23 protein-coding genes are annotated in these 24,948 nt (G+C 67.6%); 5 read left to right on the top strand and 18 right to left on the bottom strand.

Features of this window, described 5'->3' with window-relative positions; translation table 11 throughout:
- The 7 genes from rplU to ndk all read right to left on the bottom strand — a co-directional run bounded on the left by rplU (nucleotide 1) and on the right by ndk (nucleotide 9,024).
- Nucleotides 1-309 (bottom strand): 50S ribosomal protein L21, encoded by a 309-nt coding sequence (gene rplU / locus BLR41_RS18815; RefSeq protein WP_092630791.1) that lies wholly within the window; start codon nucleotides 307-309, stop codon nucleotides 1-3.
- A 291-nt stretch (nucleotides 310-600) separates the two neighbouring features.
- Nucleotides 601-1,407, bottom strand: coding sequence for a hypothetical protein (locus BLR41_RS23200; protein WP_218120248.1), 807 nt, complete (start codon nucleotides 1,405-1,407; stop codon nucleotides 601-603).
- Nucleotides 1,408-1,457: 50 nt separating this feature from the next.
- A complete protein-coding gene (locus BLR41_RS23565; RefSeq protein ID WP_245694491.1) occupies nucleotides 1,458-2,039 on the bottom strand; it encodes a DUF6114 domain-containing protein in 582 nt (193 codons plus the stop codon).
- 102 nt (nucleotides 2,040-2,141) lie between these two features.
- Nucleotides 2,142-2,774, bottom strand: coding sequence for a DUF6230 family protein (locus tag BLR41_RS18830; RefSeq protein WP_092630794.1), 633 nt, complete (start codon nucleotides 2,772-2,774; stop codon nucleotides 2,142-2,144).
- A gap of 837 nt (nucleotides 2,775-3,611) precedes the next feature.
- The gene (locus BLR41_RS18835; protein ID WP_092630797.1) at nucleotides 3,612-6,953 is read right to left on the bottom strand and encodes a translation initiation factor IF-2 N-terminal domain-containing protein; all 3,342 of its coding nucleotides are present in this window, start codon (nucleotides 6,951-6,953) and stop codon (nucleotides 3,612-3,614) included.
- A gap of 1,121 nt (nucleotides 6,954-8,074) precedes the next feature.
- Complete coding sequence (locus tag BLR41_RS18845; RefSeq protein WP_092630801.1) at nucleotides 8,075-8,611, bottom strand: GNAT family N-acetyltransferase; 537 nt, start codon at nucleotides 8,609-8,611, stop codon at nucleotides 8,075-8,077.
- Nucleotides 8,608-9,024 (bottom strand): nucleoside-diphosphate kinase, encoded by a 417-nt coding sequence (ndk, locus tag BLR41_RS18850; RefSeq protein WP_092630804.1) that lies wholly within the window; start codon nucleotides 9,022-9,024, stop codon nucleotides 8,608-8,610. Before ndk ends, BLR41_RS18845 begins: the two co-directional genes overlap by 4 nt.
- A 208-nt stretch (nucleotides 9,025-9,232) precedes the next feature.
- On the opposite strand from ndk, the gene BLR41_RS18855 reads away from it, so the two are divergent.
- Nucleotides 9,233-10,330, top strand: a complete 1,098-nt coding sequence (locus BLR41_RS18855) for a zinc-binding dehydrogenase (protein WP_092630807.1) — start codon at nucleotides 9,233-9,235, stop codon at nucleotides 10,328-10,330.
- 312 nt (nucleotides 10,331-10,642) lie between these two features.
- Here the strand turns inward: BLR41_RS18855 and BLR41_RS18860 are convergent, their stop codons facing one another.
- From BLR41_RS18860 to BLR41_RS18875, 4 genes are read right to left on the bottom strand one after another with little or no spacing between them, the layout of a single operon-like run.
- Nucleotides 10,643-10,966: a hypothetical protein gene (locus BLR41_RS18860; RefSeq protein WP_143013130.1), complete on the bottom strand. Its 324-nt coding sequence runs from the start codon at nucleotides 10,964-10,966 to the stop codon at nucleotides 10,643-10,645.
- A 24-nt stretch (nucleotides 10,967-10,990) separates the two neighbouring features.
- Nucleotides 10,991-11,455 (bottom strand): DUF4233 domain-containing protein, encoded by a 465-nt coding sequence (locus BLR41_RS18865; protein ID WP_245694493.1) that lies wholly within the window; start codon nucleotides 11,453-11,455, stop codon nucleotides 10,991-10,993.
- Complete coding sequence (folC, locus tag BLR41_RS18870) at nucleotides 11,452-12,819, bottom strand: bifunctional tetrahydrofolate synthase/dihydrofolate synthase (protein ID WP_092631040.1); 1,368 nt, start codon at nucleotides 12,817-12,819, stop codon at nucleotides 11,452-11,454. The genes BLR41_RS18865 and folC overlap by 4 nt, the downstream gene beginning before the upstream one ends.
- A gap of 56 nt (nucleotides 12,820-12,875) precedes the next feature.
- Nucleotides 12,876-15,524, bottom strand: coding sequence for a valine--tRNA ligase (locus BLR41_RS18875; RefSeq protein ID WP_092630812.1), 2,649 nt, complete (start codon nucleotides 15,522-15,524; stop codon nucleotides 12,876-12,878).
- Between the two features lie 88 nt (nucleotides 15,525-15,612).
- Between BLR41_RS18875 and BLR41_RS18880 the strand changes: the two genes are divergently transcribed.
- Nucleotides 15,613-16,290, top strand: coding sequence for a maleylpyruvate isomerase family mycothiol-dependent enzyme (locus BLR41_RS18880; RefSeq protein WP_092630815.1), 678 nt, complete (start codon nucleotides 15,613-15,615; stop codon nucleotides 16,288-16,290).
- A 202-nt stretch (nucleotides 16,291-16,492) separates the two neighbouring features.
- On the opposite strand, the gene BLR41_RS18885 is transcribed toward BLR41_RS18880, so the two are convergent.
- Nucleotides 16,493-17,509 (bottom strand): SEC-C metal-binding domain-containing protein, encoded by a 1,017-nt coding sequence (locus BLR41_RS18885; protein ID WP_092630818.1) that lies wholly within the window; start codon nucleotides 17,507-17,509, stop codon nucleotides 16,493-16,495.
- A 224-nt stretch (nucleotides 17,510-17,733) separates the two neighbouring features.
- On the opposite strand from BLR41_RS18885, the gene BLR41_RS18890 reads away from it, so the two are divergent.
- Nucleotides 17,734-18,192, top strand: coding sequence for a DUF6247 family protein (locus tag BLR41_RS18890; protein ID WP_092630821.1), 459 nt, complete (start codon nucleotides 17,734-17,736; stop codon nucleotides 18,190-18,192).
- Nucleotides 18,193-18,465: 273 nt separating this feature from the next.
- Here BLR41_RS18890 and BLR41_RS18895 read toward each other — a convergent pair whose 3' ends face one another.
- The 3 genes from BLR41_RS18895 to BLR41_RS18905 are packed head-to-tail and all read right to left on the bottom strand — an operon-like array spanning nucleotide 18,466 to nucleotide 19,825.
- Nucleotides 18,466-18,708, bottom strand: a complete 243-nt coding sequence (locus tag BLR41_RS18895) for a DUF397 domain-containing protein (RefSeq protein ID WP_245694494.1) — start codon at nucleotides 18,706-18,708, stop codon at nucleotides 18,466-18,468.
- The gene (locus BLR41_RS18900; protein WP_245694495.1) at nucleotides 18,692-18,916 is read right to left on the bottom strand and encodes a DUF397 domain-containing protein; all 225 of its coding nucleotides are present in this window, start codon (nucleotides 18,914-18,916) and stop codon (nucleotides 18,692-18,694) included. The genes BLR41_RS18895 and BLR41_RS18900 overlap by 17 nt, the downstream gene beginning before the upstream one ends.
- A 12-nt stretch (nucleotides 18,917-18,928) precedes the next feature.
- Entirely contained in the window at nucleotides 18,929-19,825 is an 897-nt protein-coding gene (locus BLR41_RS18905; RefSeq protein WP_092630827.1) for a helix-turn-helix domain-containing protein, read from the bottom strand.
- Nucleotides 19,826-19,954: 129 nt separating this feature from the next.
- On the opposite strand from BLR41_RS18905, the gene BLR41_RS18910 reads away from it, so the two are divergent.
- Nucleotides 19,955-20,275: a hypothetical protein gene (locus tag BLR41_RS18910; protein WP_092630830.1), complete on the top strand. Its 321-nt coding sequence runs from the start codon at nucleotides 19,955-19,957 to the stop codon at nucleotides 20,273-20,275.
- 287 nt (nucleotides 20,276-20,562) lie between these two features.
- Here the strand turns inward: BLR41_RS18910 and BLR41_RS18915 are convergent, their stop codons facing one another.
- A complete protein-coding gene (locus tag BLR41_RS18915; protein WP_176798054.1) occupies nucleotides 20,563-21,252 on the bottom strand; it encodes an AMIN-like domain-containing (lipo)protein in 690 nt (229 codons plus the stop codon).
- A gap of 291 nt (nucleotides 21,253-21,543) precedes the next feature.
- Between BLR41_RS18915 and fdhD the strand changes: the two genes are divergently transcribed.
- Nucleotides 21,544-22,386 (top strand): formate dehydrogenase accessory sulfurtransferase FdhD, encoded by an 843-nt coding sequence (fdhD, locus tag BLR41_RS18920; RefSeq protein ID WP_092630836.1) that lies wholly within the window; start codon nucleotides 21,544-21,546, stop codon nucleotides 22,384-22,386.
- 27 nt (nucleotides 22,387-22,413) lie between these two features.
- Here the strand turns inward: fdhD and BLR41_RS18925 are convergent, their stop codons facing one another.
- Both BLR41_RS18925 and clpX read right to left on the bottom strand, forming a co-directional pair.
- Entirely contained in the window at nucleotides 22,414-23,043 is a 630-nt protein-coding gene (locus BLR41_RS18925) for an RBBP9/YdeN family alpha/beta hydrolase (RefSeq protein ID WP_092631046.1), read from the bottom strand.
- A gap of 438 nt (nucleotides 23,044-23,481) precedes the next feature.
- On the bottom strand, nucleotides 23,482-24,768 hold the full coding sequence (gene clpX / locus BLR41_RS18930; protein WP_092630839.1) for an ATP-dependent Clp protease ATP-binding subunit ClpX: 1,287 nt from the start codon (nucleotides 24,766-24,768) through the stop codon (nucleotides 23,482-23,484).
- Nucleotides 24,769-24,948 lie beyond the last annotated feature (180 nt).

Genomic DNA, 24,948 nt, shown 5'->3' on the forward strand with positions numbered 1-24,948 from the left:
TCACTTGGTGATGCCGGTGACCTCGACGCGGGTCAGCTTCTGCCGATGTCCCAGCCGCTTGTGATAGCCGGTCTTGTTCTTGAACTTGTGGATCCGGATCTTGGGACCCTTGGTCTGCTCGACCAGCTTGCCGGTCACCGAGACCTTCCGCAGCGCTTCGGCGTCGGCGGTGACTTCGGAGCCGTCGACGACCATCAGCGCCGGGAGGGTGACCTCGGAACCCTGCTCGCCCTCGAGCTTCTCAACCTCGACGACGTCCCCGACGGCCACCTTGTACTGTTTGCCGCCGGTCTTGACGATCGCGTACATGAGTCGGAAGTCTCCTGCTGCTCGGTTTCGCTAGTTCACCAGTCTGCGACGGACGCCCTCCCCGGCTGTCCGGAGATCCCAGTACGCCGACCAGGCGGCGTCACAGGGGGTTCCCACCACAGCGACGAAGCCGACCCTCCAGGGTGAGCCCCATCCGGATGAGCCCCGTCTCCTACAGGCGTGGAACCCCTGCCGCCCGTCCGGCGGCGAGAATTTCCCGCTTATCATACAGTCCGACATCCGGTGCCCCGCCGCAGGGGCCGAACCGTGCCGAGCCGGTGGAACAGTCGATCATTCCAGGCTTATCTCCGCACCCGGTATGAACAGTTTACCGCCGCTGAGCTCGGCGTTACGCACCACCGCGTCGCTGAACGTCAGCTCGGGCAGTTCCAGGAAGCCGAGGTCCACGTCGGGCAGCAGGAACGCCTCGGGCGACATTTCCACGGGAACCAGTGGATAGCCGACCACGTTGAGCGTGCCGGTCAGTTTTCGGGTGTAGAGCTCGATGGGCCCCTCGGTGACGCTCGACACCGACCCCGGGGCCGCCGCCACCCGAGCCACCTTTCCGTTGCCCAGGTCACCACGCTGCACGAGGTCACGGATCAGCAGCTCGTCGACGGTGAAGTGCATCGTGCGCACCTGCTCACCCGCGACCTCCCGCATGGCGAAACCTTGGTAGTGCACCCCGCGCAGCGTCAGGGAGCTCGCGGTCAGCGTCCAGCTGCGCCCCGGTCCCGGACGTACGTCCGGGGACTGTTCCGAGGCCAGCGGGAGCCGGGTCTCTCCCCTCTCGTGCGTGGGGGCCGTGGCACCGATGTCCGGGGAGTTCGATGGGGAGGAGCTCATCCCGCTCTCCGAGGGAGGTGCCTGCGATGCCGAGGGAACCGTGGCTTCCGAAGGCGCGGCCTCATCCGAAGTAGCGGTGGATTCCGGTCCGGCGGACGGTGACCCCGATTCGGTCGGGGCCACTTCCGACCGCGAGGGCTGCGGCTGTTGTGCCGCCACGAGCGCGGGCCGGCTGAGCCCGCCCGCACTTCCCAGCACCACCAGCCCGGCGAGCAGCGCGGCCACGGCGCCGAGACGGGGATGAGTGGGCACGAGTCCCGACACTCCTCCCGGACGACCCCGCCGGGTTCGCTGTTCCTCCCTCACTTGTCTCCTTCGCCGATTCGCGTCGCCTCGGTGACCTCTACCGTCTCTCCCTCGTGTGTCCTCCCCCCGTCACCCGTCCCGTTCGTCCGAGGGACCGGGGAGGGCTTGTACCCGGTGGGGCTCCGCCGGCCGTGCTCGGAAACTCCGGGGCGGTCGGCGGTGGTTTCCCGGGTTTCACGCCCCGGCGCGCGCCGGGGCGACCAGGCGATCGCGAGCGAGGAACCGATCACTCCCAGCGTCGTCCCGATCAGGAAGGAACCGAGATTGACGACCACCAATGCCACCAGGGACAGCAACAGCGCCACGATGCCCGCGGACAACCGCCACTCGGGACGGATCCAGAACGAGAGCGCGCAGGCGATCATGACCACTCCGATCACCAGGGCGGAGATGCCGGCCGTCGTACGCAGTGACACCTCGATGTCGCCGAACTTCAACGAGGCGTAGGGCGGATACAACAGCAGCAGCGCCGCGAGCAGGGTGAACAGCCCACCCCAGAAGGGTCTCGTGCGACGCCAGCGCCGGAATCCGGCCAGTGTGGCCGGGACACCGCCACGGTTGCCGATGGTTCCTCTCACCGTTGGTCCTCCCTCCCGGTGGGGCCGAGCCGTGGGCCGCTCCGCTCCTTCGACCGAGGCGGGGCCGCTCGCCGTGGAGTCGGGAGCGGTCCACCGCGGGAATCAGAAGCAGGGGTGATGACCGGGTTTGGTCGTGATCTCGACATCTCGGAGATTGAGCGTGGAGGCGGTGGTCGACCACGCCTGTTGCCGCAGACCGTCGATCCGCGCGCCGGTGGCCTGGATACCGAACGCGCCCGGCGAGCCGCCCACGCCCTCGGGGCCGAGGTCCAGCTGGGAGGCGTCCCTACCGATCTGCACGTTGTTGAGGGTGAGGTCGCCCTTGACCTTCTCCACGCCGAGCACGAGGCGCTGCGCCGCCATACCGCCGGGCGCCTCGATACGGACGGTGGCGTCACCGATCCCGGGCAGGTCCGGCACCACGAAGGACTGGCAGAAATTGCTCAGCTCGGCGTGCTTGAACGCGTTGACCAACACGGGGTGGTTCTTCTCGCCGGATCCCTTGTCGTAGGCGCCGAATTGGGCCACGCCCTCCGCCACCAATTCGTCGGCCGATGCCTTGTAGGTGACTCCCGACACGGCGAAGTTGGCGGCCACCGCCCCCTTGGAAAGACCGGTCAGCATCAACGCGATCGCGGAAAAACTTCCGAGCAACATCAACGCGAAGACGCGCCATCGGGTACGCCCGTTGGGTGCATTGCCGTCATCGGTTCCGATCTCGCGATTCGCCGCCATGCATTCACCTCGGTGTGTGCGGTACTTGCTCGGACAGTCCCCACCGGAGTGGTGAGACACAGAACACGGTGAGTGATCTGCATTACTCCTACCGAGGAGTAACCATAGACGGAAATCACAGCGAACGCCATACCGCGATCCTAAACACGAATGAGTTTCGTGAAGTTAGTCACTCTCTGCCACAATGCGTGTCCTCTTGCACCGGTAAAGCCGCCACCCCGAGACAGCGTTCGCATCACAAGAATCTCGCGCGAAAGAATCAGACCGGAGCCGATCAAGCTGTTCGCAACCAACGCGATTGAGCGAGCACCGGTCGCGAAGCGGAAGAAATCGAACGAGGCTGTCCTCATCGCCGAAGCCTGCGGAGAAGTCGAAGCCGCGGCCCCGCCCGCATAACACGAAAACCGAAATCGGGCGGGACAACGAATATCGCCCGCCCGGGAACAGTTCTCGCCGAACCCCAGAAACCGTTTCCCACCCCGAAAAGAACGCCCCCAGCGGCGGTTCGAACGGGCGAATCGAGCTTTACCCGCGCTACACGAAATACCGGACTTGTCCGAAAACACCGGCTCGCCGGTGCTCCTCGGCGTGCCCGACCGCCGAAGAAAGCCCCCCAGTAGCCCGCCTCTCGGCCTGGCGTCGACGTCCACGGCAAAACGGGCACCCGAGGCAGGGCTCCCACCTCGCACCTACCGGGAAGGACTGACGTGGTACGACTGCCCACTCAAGATCGGCCCTGCCTCGGTGGGTGCGGGCGGGAGACCGTCCACCGGGTGTCCCGGCGAACCGGGACGACAACACTTCGCTACGACTCGCCACGAAGCGAGCGGGGCGATATCACTCCGACTCGGAGCCCGTGCCTGCTTCGGCGGGAGGTCCGGCCGCTCGTCCGGCCGCACGCCGGGACGAACGTCGTACCGGCCCGGCGGAAACCGCGGTGGAACTCGTGGAGCCCGTGGGTTCGGAGACGTTGTCCGCCGTCCGCTCCGTGGGGGCCAGCACGACCGGTTGGGCAGCAGTGCCGGTGATACCGGTCGGCCTGCTGGCCTTGCGCCTCCCCCGCTGAGCCGGTTCGGGTTCGTTCCGAGCGGACTCGTCCGAGGTCGCTCGGTCCGCTGCGGGCTTGCCATCGGCGGCGTTGTCGGCAGCGGCGTCGTCAGCAGCGGCGGGCTCGGCGGCAGCGCCCTTGGCAGGAGCGCTCTCGGCGGCAGCGGCCCGCTGCGGCACCGGATCCACCGGGGCCTCCGGAGCCGCCGGGGCCTCCGAGGAATCCGACGAACGCGCGCTTCCGTTGGAACCCGACTTGGCAGGTTGCTCGGCCACGACGTCCTTGGCGGACTCGGCGGTCCGACGCGTCCCCTGCTCCGCGCTGCCCGAACCGTTCTGACGTCGCTGACGTCGACGAGAGCGGGAGTCGGATCCGGTGTCACCGTCGGTACGGGTGGTCTCGTTCTCGACCGCCGGGGTCTCCGCACGAGCGGGTTCCGTCACCTCACCGGTGCTCTCCGACTGCTGGCCCGACTTGTTGCGCTGCTTACCGCGGCGGGAGCCACTCGTGGCCGCGACGTGCTGACTGTGATCGATCGGCTCCGTGGAGACCAGAACACCGCGCCCACGGCAGTGCTCACAGGTACTGCTGTAGGCCTCCAGCAGACCCGTACCGACCCGCTTGCGGGTCATCTGCACCAAACCGAGCGAGGTCACCTCGGCGACCTGATGCCGGGTCCGGTCCCTTCCGAGGCACTCGGTCAACCTGCGCAGCACCAGATCCCGGTTGGCCTCCAGGACCATGTCGATGAAGTCGATGACGATGATGCCACCGATGTCGCGCAACCTGAGCTGACGCACGATCTCCTCGGCGGCCTCCAAGTTGTTGCGGGTCACCGTCTCCTCGAGGTTGCCGCCGGAACCGGTGAACTTGCCGGTGTTGACGTCGATGACGGTCATCGCCTCGGTGCGGTCGACCACCAGGTAGCCGCCGGAAGGCAACCAGACCTTGCGGTCGAGGGCCTTGGAGATCTGCTCGTCGATCCGGTACTCGGTGAAGACGTCCTTGGTGCCCACGTGCTTGCTCAGCCGGGTCAGCAGATCCGGTGCCACGTGCTTGACGTAGGCCTCGATCGTTTCCCATGCCTGGCCGCCCTGCACCGTCAGCGAGGAGAAGTCCTCGGTGAACAGGTCCCGGACGACCTTGATCAGCAGGTCCGGTTCGGCGTAGAGCAACTGCGGGGCCTGCGCCCCGGCGGACTCGGACTTGTCCCGGATGTCCTCCCACTGCGCCTGCAGCCGGCGGACGTCCCGGTCCAGTGCCTGCTCGCTGGTTCCTTCCGAGGCGGTGCGGATGATCACACCCGAGTCCTCGGGGACGATCCGCTTGAGGATGTCCTTGAGACGCTTGCGCTCGTTGTCCGGCAGTTTGCGACTGATGCCGGTGGCACCACCGCCCGGCACGTACACCAGGAAACGTCCCGGAAGGCTGATCTGGGTGGTCAGCCTGGCGCCCTTGTGCCCCAGCGGATCCTTGGTCACCTGCACCAACACGCTGTCGCCCGTGGAGAGGGCCTGCTCGATCCGACGGGACTTACCGGCCAGCCCGGCGGATTCCCAGTCGACCTCACCCGCGTAGAGCACCGCGTTACGGCCCCTACCGATGTCGACGAACGCGGCCTCCATGCTCGGCAGCACGTTCTGCACACGCCCCAGGTAGACGTTACCGACCAGGGAGTCACTACCCGATGAGGTCACGAAGTTCTCGACCAGGACGTCGTCCTCCAGGACGGCGACCTGGGTCTGCCCCTCGTTCTCACGCACGACCATCTTGCGGTCGACCGACTCCCGGCGCGCCAGGAACTCGGACTCGGACAGCACCGGAGCACGTTTGCGGCCGGCTTCCCTGCCGTCCCGGCGCCGCTGCCGCTTGGCCTCCAGTCGGGTGGAGCCCTTGACGGAGCGGACCTCGTCCTCCGCGTCCTGTCGGGAGTTGTCGGGCGCGGTCTCGCGCACGTGCACGACGGTGTTCGGCGGATCGTCGTCCCGGCTGGTCACGTTCTCGGACTCGCCCGAGGACTTGCGGCGCCTGCGGCGCCTGCGTTTGCTGCCCGCACCACCACTGCCGGATTCGGCGTCCTCGTCCACCGCATCGGAGCGTTCGGCTTCCCGCTCGCTCGTCTCGGCCGGTTCCTCCGAACCGGAGCCGCGGGAACCACCACTCCGCTGCCCGTTGGACTTGTTCTCGCCCTCCGCGGACTTGTCCTTCTTGTCCTTCTTGCTCTTCTTGTCCTTCTTCGAGCCCCGGGAGGGTTTCTCGACGTTGTCCGGCTCGGCCGTGGCCTCGGCTTCCGTGCCGGACTCGGCGGTCGAGCCCTCGGGCTCGGTGGAGTTCTCGGAGTCGCCCTCACCGCCGCGTCCCCGACCGCGACCGCGCCTGCCCCGGCGCCGCCGACGGCGCGTCGCGACGCTCTCGGACTGCTCCTCCTCATCAGCCGTCCCACCGGAGTCGGACGAGGAATCCTCGGACTCCTCCTCTGCCTCGGGGGCGGATTTCTCGGATTCCGGCTGCGCCGGCGAGCTCGTCTCGGACGGGGCCAGGAACATGGCCTGCGGGGCCGCGAAGGCCGGCGCGAGCGCACTGTCGTCCGGAGTGCCGTCGCCGGCGGGGCTCCCGTCCGAACCGCTGTCCCTGTCCGTACGCACCTCGTCGGAGGCGGTGCCGCTCTTCACTGCCGCATCCTCACCGCTGTCGGTAGCCGCCCCCTGCTCCGTCGTCGACGTGTCCGCGGCGGGCGCCGCCTCGGACACGTCCGAGCGCCGGGAACCGGAACCAGCCGCCGAACGGCCGTCCCGGGCCTCCGAGGCCGTGCCCCGGTCGTCGGTGGCCTGCTGTTCGGACTTCCCCTCCGCCTCGGACTGGATCCGGTCCGGACGCAACGAGCGCACCACGTTGAGCGCGACGTCCCGGGTGATGTTGGACTGCGCACTGCGCACGGACTCACCGAGCTCACCGAGTGTGGCTATGACCTCGCGACTGGTGGCCCCCAGCATCTTGGCCAGCGCGTGTACCCGCAGTTTGGCGGGCATCTCGAAAGTCCGGTGAGCGGATTCGCCCTGTGCCCGCTCCTGCTGCTCCGATGTAGCCGAAGGTCCGCTGGAGTTACCAGCGGACGTCTCCCTGTTCAACATTCAGCTCCTTCGCCCCCGGGCGCGTCCGACGCGGACGCGGCCGCACGAGGGTCTGCATACGTTCGCTGCCCTCCGCCACTGGTGGCGGCAATTCTGTTCGTTCCCCCTGCTTCCCTGGTCCGAACCCAGGAACCGCACGGTGGGTCGACGGCGCCCCCGCCGAATCCGTCACCCTAGGGTGAGATCCACCTGTCGAGATCCGGCCGCCGCCCTGTCCGCGGACAGCGGATCGGCGATCGCGCCTCCTCCGTCGAGCCGACCCTGCGCCAACCGTGTGGCTCGCGCAACCCCCGGCACGGGCGAGTCGGCGACGACGCGAAGGGCGTCGAGTACGTCGTCGGGTCGCACGACCGGACTAACGTGCCGTACGACCATTACGATTATCCCATATTGTCTCGCACGATCCGGGCAATCGTCCGTCTGTGGGGCGTCCACCGAAAAACGGTCACGCACCGCGTTCAGCCGGACACCCCGCCCGGAAAAGCCGCGGCTCGGTAGACCACCACCGTGCCACGGGTTTCACAACACGTCGCCCTTCGTAGCGGCATCCTCCCGGCACCGCCCGGCTACCCGCTGCGACCGCAGGAAAACGGGCAACGGGAGTGGATCGGCTGCGTACCGACCGACCCGGGGAGCCGCGTAACGCGTGCTCGAAAGTACGCGCCGGATCACGGCGCGAGACGAACCGTGACTGATCACGTCCGAAGACCCGGTCAAAAGCTCTCCGCGCCGGCACGGCCGCGGCCTGGTAGTGGCTCAGCGTTTCCTCCGTAATCCGATCGAAGGTCCGCCCCACCGAAACCGCTCGGGAGGCACCCCGCACCCTACAGTTTAGGCCGGATGCACACGGCCGCTCCGAAAGGAGCGTCTCGGACCGCGAGGACACGGCGAACCCCGAGGGCTCCGCCAACCGACGGCTCCACCGGGCCCGACTGATGCGCCGGAAGTACGGCGCGCCGGTCGAACCGCGCATCGGGGGCCCACGGCCGCATCGGCGCGGCACGCAGGAGACCACCACCGCAGCCGAGGTTCCCCTTCCCGAACGAGCGCGCCCCCGGGCGGGTGATCACAGCCCCGAGCGGGGCCCGCGCCCCGTACCGCGGCCCACTCGGACCATCCGATCAGAGGTCGCGGGTCAACCAGACCTCGTCCCTCGATTCGCCTTCCCCTACGAGCAACGACCCGGGCCAGCGGCCACGTTCGACCCAGCCCCGCTCGGTGTAGAAGCTCTCCGAGTCGGGGGCCGAACGCATCCGCAGCTGCAACCGGTTGAGCCCCAGCGCACGGGCGTGCGACTCGACGGCGTCCAGCAGCTGTGCACCGATGCCACGTTCGACCACCTGCGGATCGACCAGCAGCCACTCCAGCTCGGCCCGGTGCTGCTCCACCGGGAGTTCTCCCGGACGCAGCACCACCGCACCGGCGAGGGTGTGTTGCTTGCCCGCCGTGAGCACGTGGCGACGTTTCGGCCTGGTGGAAGCGTCGTCGACGATCGCCTGCGCGGTGGTGGTCAGCGTCTCCAACTCGGCATCCGCGGTGAACCCGGTGGCACCACCTGCCACGGTGACCCGCCCCAGCAGGTCGGCCAGCGCCTGCGCGAGCTCGGGATGCGGCTGGTCCACCCGGTGGGGGCCGCTGATGAATTCCGGGTCGGTCATGCCGACAGATCCGGGAACCACAGCTTGAGCTCACGCTCGGCGGACTCGGCGGAGTCGGAACCGTGCACCAGGTTGTACTGCACTTCCAGCCCGTAGTCGCCGCGCAGCGTCCCCGCCTCGGCCTTCTCCACCGGGTCGGTGCCGCCCGCGAGCTGCCGGAAAGCGGCTACGGCCTTGGGGCCCTCCACCACGGCGGCCACCACCGGGCCCGACATGATGAACTCCAGCAACGAACCGAAGAAGGGCTTGCCGTCGTGCTCGGCGTAGTGCTGCTCGGCGAGTTGGCGGTCGACCTGGCGCATTTCGAGCGCGACCAGCTTGAGACCCTTGCGCTCGATCCGGCTGATCACCTCACCGACCAGACCTCGCTCGACGCCATCGGGTTTGACGAGGACGAGAGTGCGCTCGCTCAACGGGTGTTCTCCTTGGTTTGCTGGGGCCGTCACGGGCCCGGTCGACAACGGTCGATGCTTACGTTGTCAAGGGTATTCGCAACCGGTGCGATACCGGTGGGGTGGGTAGCTACCCGATGTCAAGTCTGGTCCGCGCTTCGTCGGCGCGATAGCTTCTGGGCGAGCATACCGACTGGCTGGTCTGTCGCCGAGTGATGAGGAGCCCCGCATGCGCGCCGCCGTACACACCGCAGTGAACGAGCCGCTGCGGATCGAGGAGATCGAAGCCGAGCGTCCCGCCGACGGCGAGGTGGCCATCGACGTGACTTCCTGCGGTGCGTGCCACTCGGACCTGCACGTGCTGAAGGGCGAGTTGCCGTTTCCCACCCCCGCGGTGCTCGGGCACGAGGTCGCCGGGGTGGTCAGCGAACTAGGGAGTTCGGTCAGCGGTCTGGAGGTCGGTGACCGCGTGGTCACCAGCTTCATCATGCCGTGCGGCAGATGCGCGCAGTGCGCGGCGGGCAACGAGGAGATCTGCCTGGAGTTCTTCGCCTACAACCGAGCCAAGGGCCAGCTCTACGACGGGCGGACGAGGCTCTCGCGCGACGGCGAACCGGTGTGGATGTACTCGATGGGTGGGCTGGCCCAACGCGCGGTAACCCCCGCCACCTCGGTGTACCGGGTGCCGGAGGGGGTGGAACTCGCCGACGTGGCGGCTGTCGGTTGTTCGACCATGACCGCCTACGGGGCGCTGCGGCACGCCGCCGACGTGCGGGTGGGCGACACGGTGGCCGTGGTCGCGGCCGGCGGCGTGGGCTCGGCGCTGATCCAGCTGGCGCGGGTCTTCGGGGCCGCCGAGATCATCGCGGTGGACGTCGCGGCGGAGAAGCTGGCGGCGGCTCAGGAGCTCGGCGCCACCAGCACGGTCAACTCGAGCGAGACGGACCCGGCGACGGCGGTGCGCGAAATCACCGGTGGACGCGGTGTGGACGTCGCCTTCGAGGCGCTGGGCTCGTCACGGACCTTCGAGGTGGCGCGGGACTCGGTGGTCGAGGGCGGTCAGGTCGTCGTGGTGGGCATCGCGCCGCCAGGCGACACCGGGGAACTGAACCTGGGCACCATCGCCAGGCGCAAGCTGCAGGTCAAAGGCTCCTACGGCGCCAAACCGCGCAGGGACATGCCGGTGCTGCTGGATCTGGTGGCCCGTGGGCTGCTACGGCCGCAGGACGCGATCAGCAAGCACTACCCGCTGGAGGAGGCGGCCGAGGCGTTCGCCGCGCTGGATCGGGGCGAGATCCGCGGGAGGGCCGTGATCGACGTGGCGTGATCGGAGCTTCTGGTTTCCGGCCTGTCAAGGTGATTGAAGTGGCGGAACCTCTCGCACGGCTCTCGCTCCGGCGAGGCCCGACATCGAGTAGCCCACCTACGCCACGTCGGGCCTTCCTCACGAGAGCCGCACGCGAGAACCCGCGGCGGTGCCGACTGCGTGAGTGGTCGGAGTTCGGCGTGCGTAGTGGGAGTTCGACTTCGGGAACGCCGGAGAAAACCAGCGGGAGGATTCCGCCACCGAGCCCCTGTCCCACCAATGAGGAGAATTCCGTTTCACAGCCGGAGACGAAGACCTTCACATCGCGGGCGATCACTCTTCGTCCATCACATCCCGCAACGAAGCATTGTCCGAAATATCCACATCTGGCTTGTAGCCGCCCAGGTCAACGGTCGCGAGCGTGAACGGCTCGGGTTGCCTCCGCATGCTGCTCAACCGCCCCCGCGGACTTTCCCCCACGAAGTCGCTCACCGTCCGATGGGCCTGCGAAGCCTGCTGCTTGACTTCGTCCAGTAATCCCTGATCGAGAGTGATGGTCGTTCTCGCGGTGGCCATGTATCCGAGCATGGCCGCCATGCACACTGATGCGCATCGCTCGAACGAGCGGGATTCGAGGAAGGCCGTCGGACGAATCACTGGGCGGCGCGACCGCGAGCGGCCTCACCGGGAGGGCGGATGGCCGGGCGGGTGGCCGAGCTGGTCGGCCAGCCTTCCCTCCCGCATCCGCTTGGCCACGTCGTTGCGCACGTAGAGGATGTAGCCCCAGATTGCCGCGAAGATCACTCCCATGATTCCCACCGCCGGGTGCACGAAGTAGCAGCCGATCAGGCACAGCTGCAGCGCCAGCGCCACGCCGAGCCCCCACCGGCGGCCCTGCACCCCGCTCGCCGCCAGCAGCAGCACGGTCAGTACCGCGACCACCACGAACCCTGCACTGCTCACTCCCGCCCCGAGCTGCCAGATCACCGGCAGCGCCAGGCCGAACACGATGAACTCCAGAACGAGCGTGCCCGCCATGATGCCGCGCAGCCCCTTCCAGGGATCGCGCACCTCGGGCGGCGCCTCGGGAAGTCCCGAACCGCGCCGCCCGGTGTCCTCACCATGGGAATCGCGCTGGTCGCTCACGTGGGCTCCTTGCCGAACAGGGCGCGGGCCTCGCCCGCGGTGACCACCGAACCGGTGATCACGATTCCCGCCCCCGAGATGGACTCGCTCGGATCGGTGGTGTGCTCGGCGAGGCTGATCGCCGAGGCGACCGCGTCGTCCAGCCTCGGCTCGGTGTGCACCCGGTCCCTGCCGAAGAGTTCCTCGGCCAACGCCGCGAGATCGTCCGGGTCCATGGACCGCGGCGCGGAGTTGCGGGTGACGACGAGCTCCTCGACCACCGGTTCCAGTTCCGCCAGGATACCCCTGGCGTCCTTGTCGGCCATGACACCGACCACGCCGATCAGCCGACGGAACGAGAACTCGGAGCTGACGGCGTCGGCCAGCGCGCGTGCGCCGTGGGGATTGTGCGCGGCGTCGACCAGTACGCTGGGGGCCGAGCGCACCCGCTCCAGCCTGCCGGGGGTGATCACCTCGGCGAAGGCGTCCCTGACCTGCTCGATGTCGAGCTGACGCTCCGAACCGGCACCGAAGAACGCCTCCACGGCCGCCAGCGCGAGCGCCGCGTTGTGCGCCTGGTGCTCCCCGTGCACGGGCAGGAACACGTCCTCGTAGACACCGCCCAGGCCCTGCAGCCGCAGCATCTGGCCGCCGACGGCCACGGAGCGCTCCAGCACGCCGAACTCGTGGCCGGCGCGGGCCACGGTGGCGTCGACCTCGGCCACCCGCCGCAGGATCGGCTCCTGCGCCTCGGGGGTCTGCGAGGCCAGCACCACCACCGAGCCCTCCTTGATGATGCCCGCCTTCTCCTCGGCGATGCCCGCGACGTCGTTGCCGAGGTACTCGGCGTGGTCCAGCGAGATCGGGCACAGCACCGCGACCTGGGCGTCGGCCACGTTGGTGGCGTCCCAGCCGCCCCCCAGGCCGACCTCCAGCACGGCCGCCTCCACCGGGGCCTCGGCGAAGGCGGCGAAGGCCATGCCGGTCAGCACCTCGAACTTGCTCATCGGGACCTCACTGTTGGAGTCCACGATGGACACGTACGGCGCGATGTCGCGGTAGGCCTCGACGTAGCCCGCCGGGCTGATCGGGGCGCCGTCGATGCTGATGCGCTCGGTGACCAGCTGCAGGTGCGGGCTGCTGTAGCGGCCGACCCGCAGGCCGATGCGGCTCAGCAGCGCGTCGACCATGCGGGCGGTGGAGGACTTGCCGTTGGTCCCCCCTACGTGCACGACCGGGTAACCACGCTGCGGCTCGGCGAGCAGATCGGTCAGCGCCCTGATCCGGTCCAGCGTGGGCTCGATCTTGGTTTCGGGCCAGCGCTCGTTGAGCTCGGACTCGACGACCCGCAGCTCCTGCAGGTTGCCGGGCTCGGAGTCGGCCACCAATTCACTCTCCCTCCAGGTGCGGTCGTCTCGCTCGACGGCCGCACCGGACACGGTCACGCCCCCGGAAGCGATTCCAGCCGGGTGTTGATTCGTTCGATCTCGGCGAGCGCGTTGGCGCGCCGCGTGCGGATCTTCTCCACGACCTCGTCGGGTGCCTTCTCGGTGAACGAGGGGTTGTTCAGCTTCTGCTCGGTACCGGCGAGTTCCTTCTCGGCGGCCTCGAGGTCCTTGTGCAGGCGCTTGCGTTCCGCCGCGACGTCCACCGCCCCCGACAGGTCCAGCCGCACGGCCACGTCGCCGCCGGGCAGGCCGACCTGCAGCTCCGAGGAGGCGTTGAAGTTCTCCCCCGGTTCGGTGAGCTTGACCAGCGCACGGATCGCCGTCCCGTGCTCGGCGATGCCGACCTCGGACAGCCCGTCCAGTTCGGCCGTGACCTTCTGGTTGGGTTTGACCCCCTGATCCGCCCGGAACCTGCGGATCTCGGTGACCAGCGAGCGAACCGCGTCGATCCGTTCGGCTGCCGCGGTGTCGGCCGGGTGCCGCGTCGAGGTGGGCCAGTCGGCGATGACGACCGATTCCCGGCCGGTCAGCGCCGTCCACAGCGCCTCGGTCACGAACGGGATCGTGGGGTGCAGCAGCCGCAGCAGGACGTCGAGCACGTGGCCCAGCACCTCTCGGGTGGCCTCGGCGCGCCTTCCGCCCTCGTCCAGCTGGACCTTGGACAGCTCCACGTACCAGTCGCAGAACTCGTCCCAGGTGAAGTGGTAGAGCGCCTCGACCGACTTGGCGAACTGGAAGTCCTCCAGCAGCTCGTCCACCTCGGTGACCAACGCGTCCGCCCGGTCCAGGATCCAGCGGTCGGCGTCGGTGAGCTCGGCGCGCTCCGGCAGCCGCTCGGGAACGCGGGCGTCCTTGCCGAGGGCGAACTTGGTGGCGTTGAACAGCTTGGTCACGAAGCTGCGCGCCCCGGCGACCCACTCGTCGCTCATCGGGGCGTCGGCGCCGGGATTGGCCCCCCTGGCGAGCGTGAACCGCACGGCGTCGGTGCCGTAGGTCTCGATCCACTGCAGCGGGTCCACGGTGTTGCCGGAGGACTTCGACATCTTCTTGCCGTGCTTGTCCCGCACGATGCCGTGCAGCGCGATCCTGCGGAAGGGCACGGCCTGCTCCGGCTCGCGGTCGGACATGCCGTAGAGCCCCAGCATCATCATCCGCGCCACCCAGAAGAACAGGATGTCGTAGCCGGTGACCAGCACGCTGGTTGGGTAGAACTTGCGCAGGTCGGCGGTGTCGTCCGGCCACCCCAGGGTGGAGAACGGCCACAGCCCGGAGGAGAACCAGGTGTCGAGCACGTCCTCGTCCTGGTGCCACCCCTCGCCGGTGGGGGGCTGCTCGTCCGGTCCGACGCAGACGACCTCGCCCCGCGGTCCGTACCAGATGGGAATGCGGTGGCCCCACCACATCTGCCTGGAGATGGCCCAGTCGTGCAGGTTGTCGATCCAGTCGAAGTAGCGCTTGGCCAGTTCCGGCGGGTGCACCTCGACCCGGCCGTCGCGCACCGCGTCACCGGCGGCCTTCGCCAGCGGCCCGACCTTGACGAACCACTGCATGGAAAGCCGCGGCTCGATGGGCTCCTTGGAGCGCGAGCTGTGGCCCACGCTGTGGGTGTAGGGGCGCTTCTCCGCGACGATGCGGTCCTGCTCCCGCAGGGCCTCCCGCACGGCGACGCGGGCCTCGAACCGGTCCATGCCGTCGAACCGGGTGCCGGTCCCGGCGATCCGCCCGCGTTCGTCCATGATCGTGGGCATGGGCAGGTCGTGCCTGCGGCCGATCTCGAAGTCGTTCGGGTCGTGCGCCGGGGTCACCTTGACGGCGCCGCTGCCGAACTCCGGGTCGACGTGCTCGTCGGCCACGATCGGGATCCCGCGCCCGGCCAGCGGGAGCTCGATCTCGGTGCCGACCAGGTGGCGGTATCGCTCGTCGTCGGGGTGCACCGCGACCGCCGTGTCGCCGAGCATGGTCTCCACCCGGGTGGTGGCCACCTCGAGGGCCGAGTCCCCGTCGCCGTAGCGCATGGTGACGAGTTCGCCCTCGACCTCGCGGTGCTCGACCTCGATGTCGGAGATGGCGGTACGCATCTCCGGCGACCAGTTGACCAGCTGTTCGGCGCGGTAGATCAGCCCGTCGTCGTAGAGCCGCTTGAACATCGTGTCGACCGCGCGGGAGAGTCCGGCGTCCATGGTGAACCGCTCGCGGGTCCAGTCCACGCCGTCACCGAGGTGACGCATCTGGGACAGGATCGACCCGCCGTGCTGTTCCTTCCACTGCCAGACCCGTTCCAGGAAGCCTTCCCGACCGAGTTCGCGGTGGTCGACGCCCTCCTGCTGCAGCTGGCGTTCGACCAGCGCCTGCACCGCGATGCTGGCGTGGTCCATGCCGGGGAGCCAGAGAGCCTCGTAACCCTGCATCCTGCGACGGCGCGTGAGCAGATCCATCAGGGTGTGCTCGAACGCGTGACCGATGTGCAGGCTGCCGGTGACGTTCGGGGGCGGGATGACGATCGAGAACGGCGGGCGGTCGCTGTTCGCGTCAGCGGTGAAGTATCCGGCGTCTAACCAGCGCTGATACAGCTCGGCCTCTACGTCGGCCGGGTTCCAGGTCGACGGAAGTTCACGGGGCTGTGCTGGGCTGGTCTGTGTCACACCAGGATTCTACGAACCCCGTCGGGCATCCTTGTACGGTGCTAGGCTTCAACGGCGGAACCGAGCGTGGGAAGGCGGCCTGCGAACCATGGACGAAGCCGGTCTCGACCCCGTCCGGGAGGGTCACCACAGACTGCTGGACCTGGTCAGCGAGCTGGAGACCAGCGATCTCCGCGAACCCTCCAGGCTGCCCGGCTGGTCGCGCGCCCACGTGGTGGCGCATCTCGCCCACAACGCGATCGCGCTGGCGAACATGACCAGCGCCGCCGGGCGCGGCGAGCTGGTCGACCCGTATCCGGACGGCGACCGCGACGAGGCGATCGAGCGCGACGCCGCGCAGGACGCGATCGGGCTGGTGCAGCAGACCGCCACCGCTCACGCGCAGCTGGAGATCGTCTGGGACTCGGTGGCCGAGCAGGACTGGCAGCGGCCGGTGCGGTTCCGGAACGGCACCGTGGCCGACCTGGTTTCGTGCCGGTGGCGCGAACTGGAGATCCACACCGTGGACCTGAACCTGGGCCACACCGAGTCGGAGTGGCCGCCGGAGTTCTGCGAGCACACCATCGACTTCCTGCTGCCCCGGTTGGAGGGCAGCGGGGTCGTGCTCGCGCCCCGCGATCTGGAGCGCACCTGGGAAATCGGCGACTCGCCGACGCGGAAGATCGAGGGCTCCGGCGCCTCGCTGGCCTGCTGGCTGGCGGGCCGGACCCCGCAGCGGCTCCCGGACAGCGACGGACCGCTGCCCGAGCTGGGTCCCTGGCCGTGAGCGGTTACCTGACTGTGGCCGACTTCCCGGCCGTGAACCACTGAGCGCGCACTCCTGGCCGTGAGTCGCGCGGCGATTTCGCGAGAAATTTACGCCTGGCCCAGCCACGGCGGCGGTGCACGCCGATCCCGAGCTGCACCGCGCCCTCTCCGAGCCGCTGGAGGAGGACCACGGTGCCGTCGGTCCTCCGAAAAGCGTCTGGTCACGTAGTCGTCCGAGCGGTTTCGACGAAGCCCGGTGCGCCGCAGCACTTCTTGTACTTGCGTCCCGAGGAGCACCAGCACGGATCGTTGCGTCCGGGAGGCCAGCTGCTTCCCTCGCCGCGGACCGCCTGGCGCAGGGTGTACTCCTCCAGCGCCGTGGCCCACTTCGGATCCAGTTCGTTCGCCCGGCAGAACTCGGTGAAGTCGGCGACGTTTCCCCACAGCACGAGGGGTGTCTCACCCTGCGCCGCTTCACGTGCCCCTCGTTCCACCGCACGCCGGTGCTCGGCGCGCGGCTCCTCCGAATCGGCCTCCGGACAGAGCGCGAGGTGCCGACGCGCCAGCTCCTCGATCTCCTCTCCCGGCCAGTACAGCACCAACGGCGAGAGAGGCAACTCCGCGTCGTCGTCCTCGAACGGGTCCCCGCACGACTCGCCAGCGGGCGAATCGTGCGTCCAGCCGCGCAACTCAGCACCTGCCGATGCGGCCTCGTCCAGGGAGTCCGCGGGTTGCTCCAGTGCTGCCCGCACCTTTCTTCGGGCGTGACACAGGTGCAGCAGAAACAGATCACGCGACAGTTCCAAGGCATCGGGCGGAGAGGGCAATTCCGGATAGCACCGGCTGATGCCACGATTTAGCCAGTTCAGCGCGGCGTGATAATCACCAACGCCCTCCAGCGCTTCAGCCAGGGACTCGTACATGGACGGATTGGTCGGGAGCTCCCGTCGCAAGCTTTCCAACAGTTCGTAACCACGCGCCGTGTCCCCCTGCTCGAACAGAAACACGGTGTAGGAGACATGTGCCCCGCCGGGTTTCGCTTCCTGCTCGGCAGCCTGCCGGTGGCAGCGCTCGACCTCCGAAAGCTCACCGGCCTGGTACCAGGCCTCCGCGGCGTCGCGGAGGATGTCGATCCGCTCGTCCGGATAGTCGTCGAACTCGGCTTCGATGCTTTTCGCCCGCCTGGCCCATTCGCGCGGTGAGAGATCTCCGGGGCGTGGTGGTTCACTGTCCGTCACAACCCGAACATAGCGCCCCTCCTCGAGAACACCGCGCTCCCCCGCGACGAGGCGAACCACCTGATCGGCGGTCGTGCGCGGACAACGGACTCCGGCGTTCCGGCGCGGCGATTTCGCGAGAAATTTACGCCCGGCAGCGGCGCGGCTCTCCGCCGCTCCAGCCCCTCGCCACTCGATCGTGGCCACGACTTGCCACGAATTCTGAATTAGTTCATAATTCGAGTGTGACTACCGAAGTTCAGTGGAGCGAACTGCAACGCGATCCGCGCTCCGTGGCGGAACGTGCCGAGCAGGGGGCAGTTCGAGTCCGTAGAAGGGGCCGGACACCGTTACTGCTGCTGCAGGAGGAGGACGTGGCGGTGGCAACCGAGGGCGCGGCCACTGCGGCGCGGGCGATGCGCAGCATGCTGCACCACCTGGACTCCGCCGGGATCGCCGAGATGCTCGCCGAGACCTTTCCATGGACCGATGTGCTGCCGGAAGAGGATCGCCACCGGTTCGCCACCGAGTTCACCAGGGCGTTCGAGACGGCTGCCGAACTCGAACGCTGGAACGTGCTCGCCCGGACCATCCGCGAGTGGCGCGCCACGGCGGCAGTGCACGCCGATCCCGAGCTGCACCGCGCTCTTTCCGATCCGCTGGAGGAAGAGCACGGTGCTGTCGATCCCCCGAAAAGCGTCTGATCGCAAAGCCGACGAGGAGGCTGCGACCGAGCCCCAGCACTTCTCGTGCTCATGCCCCGAAGAGCACCAGTACGGCTCGTTGTGTCCGGGAGGGGGCTACTTCCTAGCCGGGGTCAGTACCGTCCATCCTCGCGCACGGAGCGGACGGGCTGCCCACTGTCGCACCGCTGTCGTAGCGGCCCACGCGGCCGTGGGAACAGCTCCTCGACAGTCGATACCTCGGACTCGGCTCGCTTCGTCGGTTCCGGAAAGGATTCCGGATGACCGGTGCGATTACGCTCGCGCTCCTGCGCGAACACTCGCCAGGAAGGACCGCCACTGGGCGGTGGGGACCGCGAGCACACCCGTCTCGGGTGACTTGGAGTCCCGCACAGCGGTGAACCCCTCACCGAAAGCGACCTCGACGCAGTTCCCACTGCCGCTGCCAGCACCTCCGGAGCGGCTGCTCCTGCGCCAGGCCAGACTAGCTGACTCCCCTGCTACGAACATCTTCGCCTCCTCAACTGCCGTACTCATAACGATCGGTATGCAATCCGCTCAAGAAGGACCGCCATTGGGCAGCGGGCATCGCAAACATGCCCTTCTCGGGCGATTTGGAGTCCCGTACTGCGGCGAACCCCTCACCGAAGGCGACCTCGACGCAGTTGCCACCGCCAGTACCGCCGCCTCCAGAACGGCTGCTCTTGCGCCACACCAAAGAGTTAGTGGAGATGTTGTTACTCACGGTATGCGCCCCTCATGCGGTGGATTTCGCGAATTGCTGCGCGGCCCGTTCAATCCTCACGGTGGACTCTTCCGGAGACAATGCTCGTTCAGTAAGAACACCGAACCGAAGTGTGTAGTTTCGCACCTCGTCACGATCTTCGATGTACAGCGTTCCGCCTGGTGCCTCAGCATAACCGAAGTCAGGTATGGGCTCGGGCAGCGTGAGGATCGAGAACGAACCGTCGACAGCCGGGGTGGCTCCTGCCGACATGGGAAGCACTTGGATAGTGATGTGCTCATGCTGCGCGCACTCGACAAGCCGCTTGAGTTGCTCCCGCATGATGGCATCGCTACCTACAGGACGCTCCAGAACAGGCTCGTCGATGATCGCATGCAACCTCAACGGTTCAGCCCTGGTAAGGACTTGCTGGCGTGCCATCCTCGCCATGACCCGACGTTCGATGGTTTCCGCAGACAGATCCGGACTTCCTCCTGTCATCACAGCGCGTGCCCAGTCCGGAGTTTGTAGCAAGCCGGGAACAACCATGGTTTCGAGCTGACGCTGAGCGACCAATGCCCCTTCGACTTCCAACACACCTCGGAAGTCGTGCGGAAACTCCTTTCGAATAGCCAGCCAGTACCCACGTTCGTTGGCTGTAGAAGCGAGAGCCAACAACCACGCTCGCAGGTCAGAATCCGTAACCTCGTAGAGATCAAGCAGTTGCTCGACTTCGCGATACTTGACCTTCTGATCACGCGTCTCGATCCGTTGCAACTTCGACCTGGACCACTTTCCCGGCTGCTTTCGCAGCTCGTCAGCAGCTTCGTGCATCGTGAACCCTGCCTGTTCACGGAGTTGACGCAAGCTTTCCGTCAGCTGCCACCGCCGCACGGTGCTGCTTACAGCGTCCCCATCACCCACGGTCATCTCGCCATGTTCCCTTCAAGTGATCATCCATCCGAGTGTTTATTTGGGTACCCACTTTGCACACGGGTACCCGTGAAACATAGTGGTTACCACAAGCAACTGGCAGATTACTCAACGAAGGAGAGTGCTATGCGAGCCGGATCTAACGAAGGAACGACCTCCAACGAGACCAAGTCCACGTTGCGCACTGGTGGAGTCACTACTCCGAAGGAGCTTCTCAACTCCGCACAACGACCCCAAGTGTTCGCCCTGCTGGAGAGAACCGACCCCGAGTCCGGCGAGCTGGACCTGTACGCCTGGGGCGTGGAGGTGGGCGGAAGCGCCAACGTGTTCCGTTCGGACGGTCACGTGCTGGCCCACTGCGGCTCGGCCGAAGGGGCGCGACGCATGTTCGGCATCATCCGCGACGTCGTGCTGGTCCGGCCCGATGAAACCGGTCATCCGGCCTGAGTTCCTGCGGACGACTCCGGCACCGAGCTTCCATGGTCGGCGAACAACACCGGGGCTTGGGCAGTTACGAGCGCTGTCGACTTCGAAGATCGGCTGAGCTTCGTCGCGAAACCAGGGGCGTGTCCCGCCTGTTCAGTGAAACACGCCCCGTGCGATCGAGAAATCCGAACAGGATCGTCCGAAACCGATTGCCGCGATGAAAGATTCGTGCAAGTCGAGAACTCCGGCACTGTGAGACCCAACCGACGCCCTCGACACGCGAGGGCAGACTTCGAAAGCGGATGGAATCAGGAGGAACAGTCGGCAGCCTCGATTTCCACGACGACGGCGGTGTCGACCTTGCTGACATCGTACTCGGGCTTGGTGGGCGCGCCGTGGCAGCTGGTGACCCCGATCGCGGCCTCCTGCACCTTCTCGAAACCGCCCAGGTAGCGCACCTCGGCCACAGTGGGCAGCTCGGGCTCGACCGCATCTGGCAGCTCACCGGCGGTGGCGTGCGTGAAGGTCACGCCGAGGAAGTTCTGCCCGGCCATCTCCACCGGTTTGCCCGAGCCGGGAGCCTTCGGATAACCGTCGAGGTGCTTCACCTGGTAACTCGGCAACTCGCTCTTGCCACCGACATCCTCGAAGCGGAAGACGACCCGTGCGGAGGCCCCGTCAGCTCTCTTGACGTTCAAACCGGCCAACTCCGCGTAATCGCCGCCGCCACCCGCGGAATCCGCCCCGTCACCCGAACCGCTCGCCCCGCCGGAGTCCGCGGCCGTGGAACGGCCGTCGGAAAAGCTGTCGACGACATCGGTGGCCGTACTTTCCGCGGTCTCACCGGCCGAACCCGCGCTGCCCGCCCCGGTGGAACCGCTGGTCTCGGCGCCCGTCGCGGCTTCCGAAGGGGACGCCGGCTCCGAGGAGCATCCGGCAAGCGGCAGCACCAGTGCCGCCGCACCCGTCAGCAACATCCGTGCACCACGACGTCGCATCTCCCTCACCCTTCCAAGTGATCTCACCGCATCGCCCTGCCGCCCCGTGGGACGCGAAATCACTCCTTCGGGTTGAGCCGCCGCACCAACGCACTTCCGGTGCCGCGGCGGAACTCATCCGAAACAACAGCGCACCCGCACCCGAGACAACCACGGCTCTCGCGGCTGCATACCTCACGGACCGCCCGCGAGGCGTATCCTGAGCGGTCCCGGCACGAGGGCGCCGGCAGAAGGAAACGAACGACCGGAAGAAGCCAGCAGTCGGCAACCACGATCGGGAGGCCCACCCGCATGGGACGGATCACGGTACGCAGGCCGGTGCGGCGCATCGGCCCGAACGGCGAGACCAACCGCCCCGACACGCTGGCCGCCGAGGAGCCGTTGGAGATCCGGCTGGACGGCAAACCGCTGACCGTGACCATGCGCACCCCCGGTCACGACGTGGAACTCACCCACGGCTTCCTGCTGACCGAGAGCGTCATCACCGCACGGGACGACGTCACGGCGGCGCGCTACTGCGACAGCCCCGGCCCCGACGGGCGCAACACCTACAACGTGCTCGACGTACAGCTGGCTCCCCACGTCCCCCGGCCGGACAACTCGGTGGAGCGCAACTTCTACACCACCTCGTCCTGCGGAGTCTGCGGCAAGGCCGCACTCGACGCGGTGCGGCTCCGCAGCGCCCACCCACCGGAATCCGACGACTCCCACGTCAGCACGGAAACGCTGGTCGAACTGCCGGAGAAACTGCGAGCGGCGCAACGCGTGTTCGACACCACCGGCGGGCTGCACGGCTCGGGACTGTTCGACGCCGCGGGCGAACTGTTGGTGGCCCGGGAAGACGTGGGCAGGCACAACGCGGTGGACAAGGTGCTCGGCTGGGCGCTGCTGGACGGCCGCACCCCACTGCGGGGCCACGTGCTGATGCTGTCGGGCCGTGCCTCGTTCGAACTGGTGCAGAAGGCCGCGATGGCGGGCATCCCGGCGATCGCGGCCGTTTCCGCGCCCTCGTCGCTGGCGGCCGAACTGGCCGAGGAACAGGGCATCACACTGATCGGCTTCCTGCGGGGCTCATCGATGAACGTCTACACCCGGCCGGACAGGCTCTCGGACGCCGAGGTCCCGGGAACGTAACTTCGACAGTTCCGAGCTCGGGACCGATCACACCAGGCGGAACGTGCTCGGCGCCGCCCCTCCCGTCTGGGGTGGTGTCTCGAACCTGTCCGCCACCGGCGTCGTGCCGTGCGAGACCCAGCGCAGTACCGCGGGCCAGGGGCCGTACCCCGCGTCGGTGTTGAGGTGCTCCCCGTCCGGGATCACGTCCAGCGCCACCCGCATGGTCTCGGCCAGGTAGTGCCCGTCCTGCACGGACAGGTACGGATCTCCGGTACCGACGACCATCCGCGTGGTGCCTGCCGCCCTGCGCAGCGCGTGCGCGTCGACCGGATAGGGAGCGATGCCGTGGACATCGGGATGGCGCCAGTCCGGGCCGGGCGGTGCGACCAGCAGCACCCGGTCGGCACGGCGCGCGGTGCCGTGGATGGTGGCGGCGTGGTGCAGCCACAGCGCCGCCCCACAGGAATGCGCGGCCACCACCAGCTCGGACTCCGCGGGAACGTCCTCCAGCCGTGATCGAAGCACGGCCAGCCATTCCTGCAGCACCGGTTGGTCCTGTTTGGGCAACTGCGGCATCTCGCAGGTCACGCCCAGTTCGTCCAGTCGTCCACTGAGCCACTGCTGCCAGTGCCACGGCCCCGAACCGCCGAACCCGTGCACCAGCAGAACATGCATCTCACTCACCGTGTTCCCCTCCCGACATCGGCAATCACGATGGTCGGCACCATGATTGCCCATCGGGGGACATTACGCGCGCGGTACACGCGGAGGGGAACACCATCCGGCTAACCGGGAACTTTCTTCAGCTCGGCTGCCGTAGCTGCGCGGGTGGCGGAACCTCCGGCACGGCTCGCGCTGCGGGTGCCCCGACCTCGGGTAGTTACTACACAACGTCGGGGCCGTCCTCGCGAGAGCCGCACCGGAGAACCCACGGCGGTGCCGCCTGCGAGGGTGGCCGGAGCTCGGCATCGCGGCGAGCGGCCCGGCCTTGCAATGCATCCGACTCACGCACCGGGGATACCCGCGCTGCTTACCCACATGGTCGCTCGCCCACGGCAGTCTCGTGGGCGTCAATTTCGCGAGAAATTGACGCCGCGCCCGGGGCGAAAGAATTCAGGCGGACTTCTCGCGGCGCTCGTGGCGACTGCTCTGACGGGCGACGATCGTGGGATTGACGTTCTCATCGACCGTCTTCTCGGTGATGACGACCTTGGCCACGTCGGAGCGGCTCGGGATGTCGTACATCACCGGAAGCAGCACCTCCTCCAGGATCGCCCGAAGCCCTCGGGCGCCGGTGCCGCGCACGATCGCCAGGTCCGCGATGGACTCCAGCGCGGCCTGGGTGAACTCCAGCTCGACACCGTCCAGGTCGAACAGTCGGGTGTACTGCTTGATCAGCGCGTTGCGCGGTTCGGTCAGGATCTTGACCAGCGCTTCCTTGTCCAGGTTCGAAACGCTGGCGACGGTGGGCAGCCTGCCGATGAACTCGGGAATGAGCCCGTACTTGATCAGGTCCTCCGGCAGCACCTCGCCGAAGTGGTCGGCCGACTCGATCTCGGCCTTGGAACGCAGGTCCGCCCCGAAGCCCACGCTGTGCTTGCCGACCCGGTCCTCGACGATGTCCTCCAGGCCGCCGAACGCGCCGGCGACGATGAACAGCACGTTCGTGGTGTCGATCTGGATGAACTCCTGGTGCGGGTGCTTGCGGCCCCCCTGCGGCGGGACGCTGGCCGTGGCCCCCTCCAGGATCTTGAGCAGCGCCTGCTGTACGCCCTCGCCGGAGACGTCCCTGGTGATCGAGGGGTTCTCGCTCTTGCGGGCGATCTTGTCGACCTCGTCGATGTAGACGATGCCCTTCTCGGCCTGCTTGACGTCGTAGTCGGCGGCCTGGATCAGCTTGAGCAGGATGTTCTCGACGTCCTCACCCACGTAGCCCGCCTCGGTGAGGGCGGTGGCGTCGGCGATGGCGAACGGCACGTTGAGCATCTTGGCAAGCGTCTGCGCCAGGTAGGTCTTGCCGCAGCCGGTGGGGCCGAGCATGAGGATGTTGGACTTGGCCAGTTCGACCCGCTCGTCCTTGCCCTCCCGGGATCCCTGCTGCTCACCGGCCTGGATGCGCTTGTAGTGGTTGTAGACGGCCACCGAGAGGTTGCGCTTGGCGCTGGACTGGCCGATCACGTACTGGTCCAGGAAGTCGTGGATCTCACCCGGTTTGGGGAGTTCGTCGAGCTTGACCTCGCCCGATTCGGCGAGTTCCTCCTCGATGATCTCATTGCAGAGGTCGATGCACTCGTCACAGATGTACACGCCGGGGCCGGCGATGAGTTTTTTCACCTGCTTCTGGCTCTTCCCGCAGAAGGAGCACTTCAGCAGGTCGCCGCCGTCACCGATACGTGCCATGCCGCTGACCTCGTCCCCTCCGGCACGCAGTCACGTGCGCGCCTAAGCTGTTTTCACCGTCGGTTCCGCATTCGACGGTACCCGCCATTTCGGCCCAACGGGGTGGACCACGGTCCCGAATTCGTTCATCCGGCCAAGATCGTTCCCCGTCCGGGAGGGGGCGCGGGGCACCGCCTGATC

Origin of the sequence: Actinopolyspora mzabensis, assembly GCF_900101095.1 — a bacterium.
In the GTDB taxonomy this organism is placed as follows: Bacteria; Actinomycetota; Actinomycetes; order Mycobacteriales; family Pseudonocardiaceae; genus Actinopolyspora; species Actinopolyspora mzabensis.

What these genes read in the sequence shown, in the direction of transcription:
- rplU (WP_092630791.1), bottom strand. Translation starts at nt 309, where the DNA reads ATGTACGCGATCGTCAAGACCGGCGGCAAACAGTACAAGGTGGCCGTC.
- BLR41_RS18915 (WP_176798054.1), bottom strand. Translation starts at nt 21,252, where the DNA reads ATGCGACGTCGTGGTGCACGGATGTTGCTGACGGGTGCGGCGGCACTG.
- BLR41_RS18845 (WP_092630801.1), bottom strand. Translation starts at nt 8,611, where the DNA reads ATGACCGACCCGGAATTCATCAGCGGCCCCCACCGGGTGGACCAGCCG.
- BLR41_RS18835 (WP_092630797.1), bottom strand. Translation starts at nt 6,953, where the DNA reads ATGTTGAACAGGGAGACGTCCGCTGGTAACTCCAGCGGACCTTCGGCT.
- BLR41_RS18910 (WP_092630830.1), top strand. Translation starts at nt 19,955, where the DNA reads ATGCGAGCCGGATCTAACGAAGGAACGACCTCCAACGAGACCAAGTCC.
- clpX (WP_092630839.1), bottom strand. Translation starts at nt 24,768, where the DNA reads ATGGCACGTATCGGTGACGGCGGCGACCTGCTGAAGTGCTCCTTCTGC.
- BLR41_RS18895 (WP_245694494.1), bottom strand. Translation starts at nt 18,708, where the DNA reads ATGAGTACGGCAGTTGAGGAGGCGAAGATGTTCGTAGCAGGGGAGTCA.
- BLR41_RS18905 (WP_092630827.1), bottom strand. Translation starts at nt 19,825, where the DNA reads ATGACCGTGGGTGATGGGGACGCTGTAAGCAGCACCGTGCGGCGGTGG.
- BLR41_RS18925 (WP_092631046.1), bottom strand. Translation starts at nt 23,043, where the DNA reads ATGCATGTTCTGCTGGTGCACGGGTTCGGCGGTTCGGGGCCGTGGCAC.
- fdhD (WP_092630836.1), top strand. Translation starts at nt 21,544, where the DNA reads ATGGGACGGATCACGGTACGCAGGCCGGTGCGGCGCATCGGCCCGAAC.
- BLR41_RS18855 (WP_092630807.1), top strand. Translation starts at nt 9,233, where the DNA reads ATGCGCGCCGCCGTACACACCGCAGTGAACGAGCCGCTGCGGATCGAG.
- BLR41_RS18830 (WP_092630794.1), bottom strand. Translation starts at nt 2,774, where the DNA reads ATGGCGGCGAATCGCGAGATCGGAACCGATGACGGCAATGCACCCAAC.
- BLR41_RS18880 (WP_092630815.1), top strand. Translation starts at nt 15,613, where the DNA reads ATGGACGAAGCCGGTCTCGACCCCGTCCGGGAGGGTCACCACAGACTG.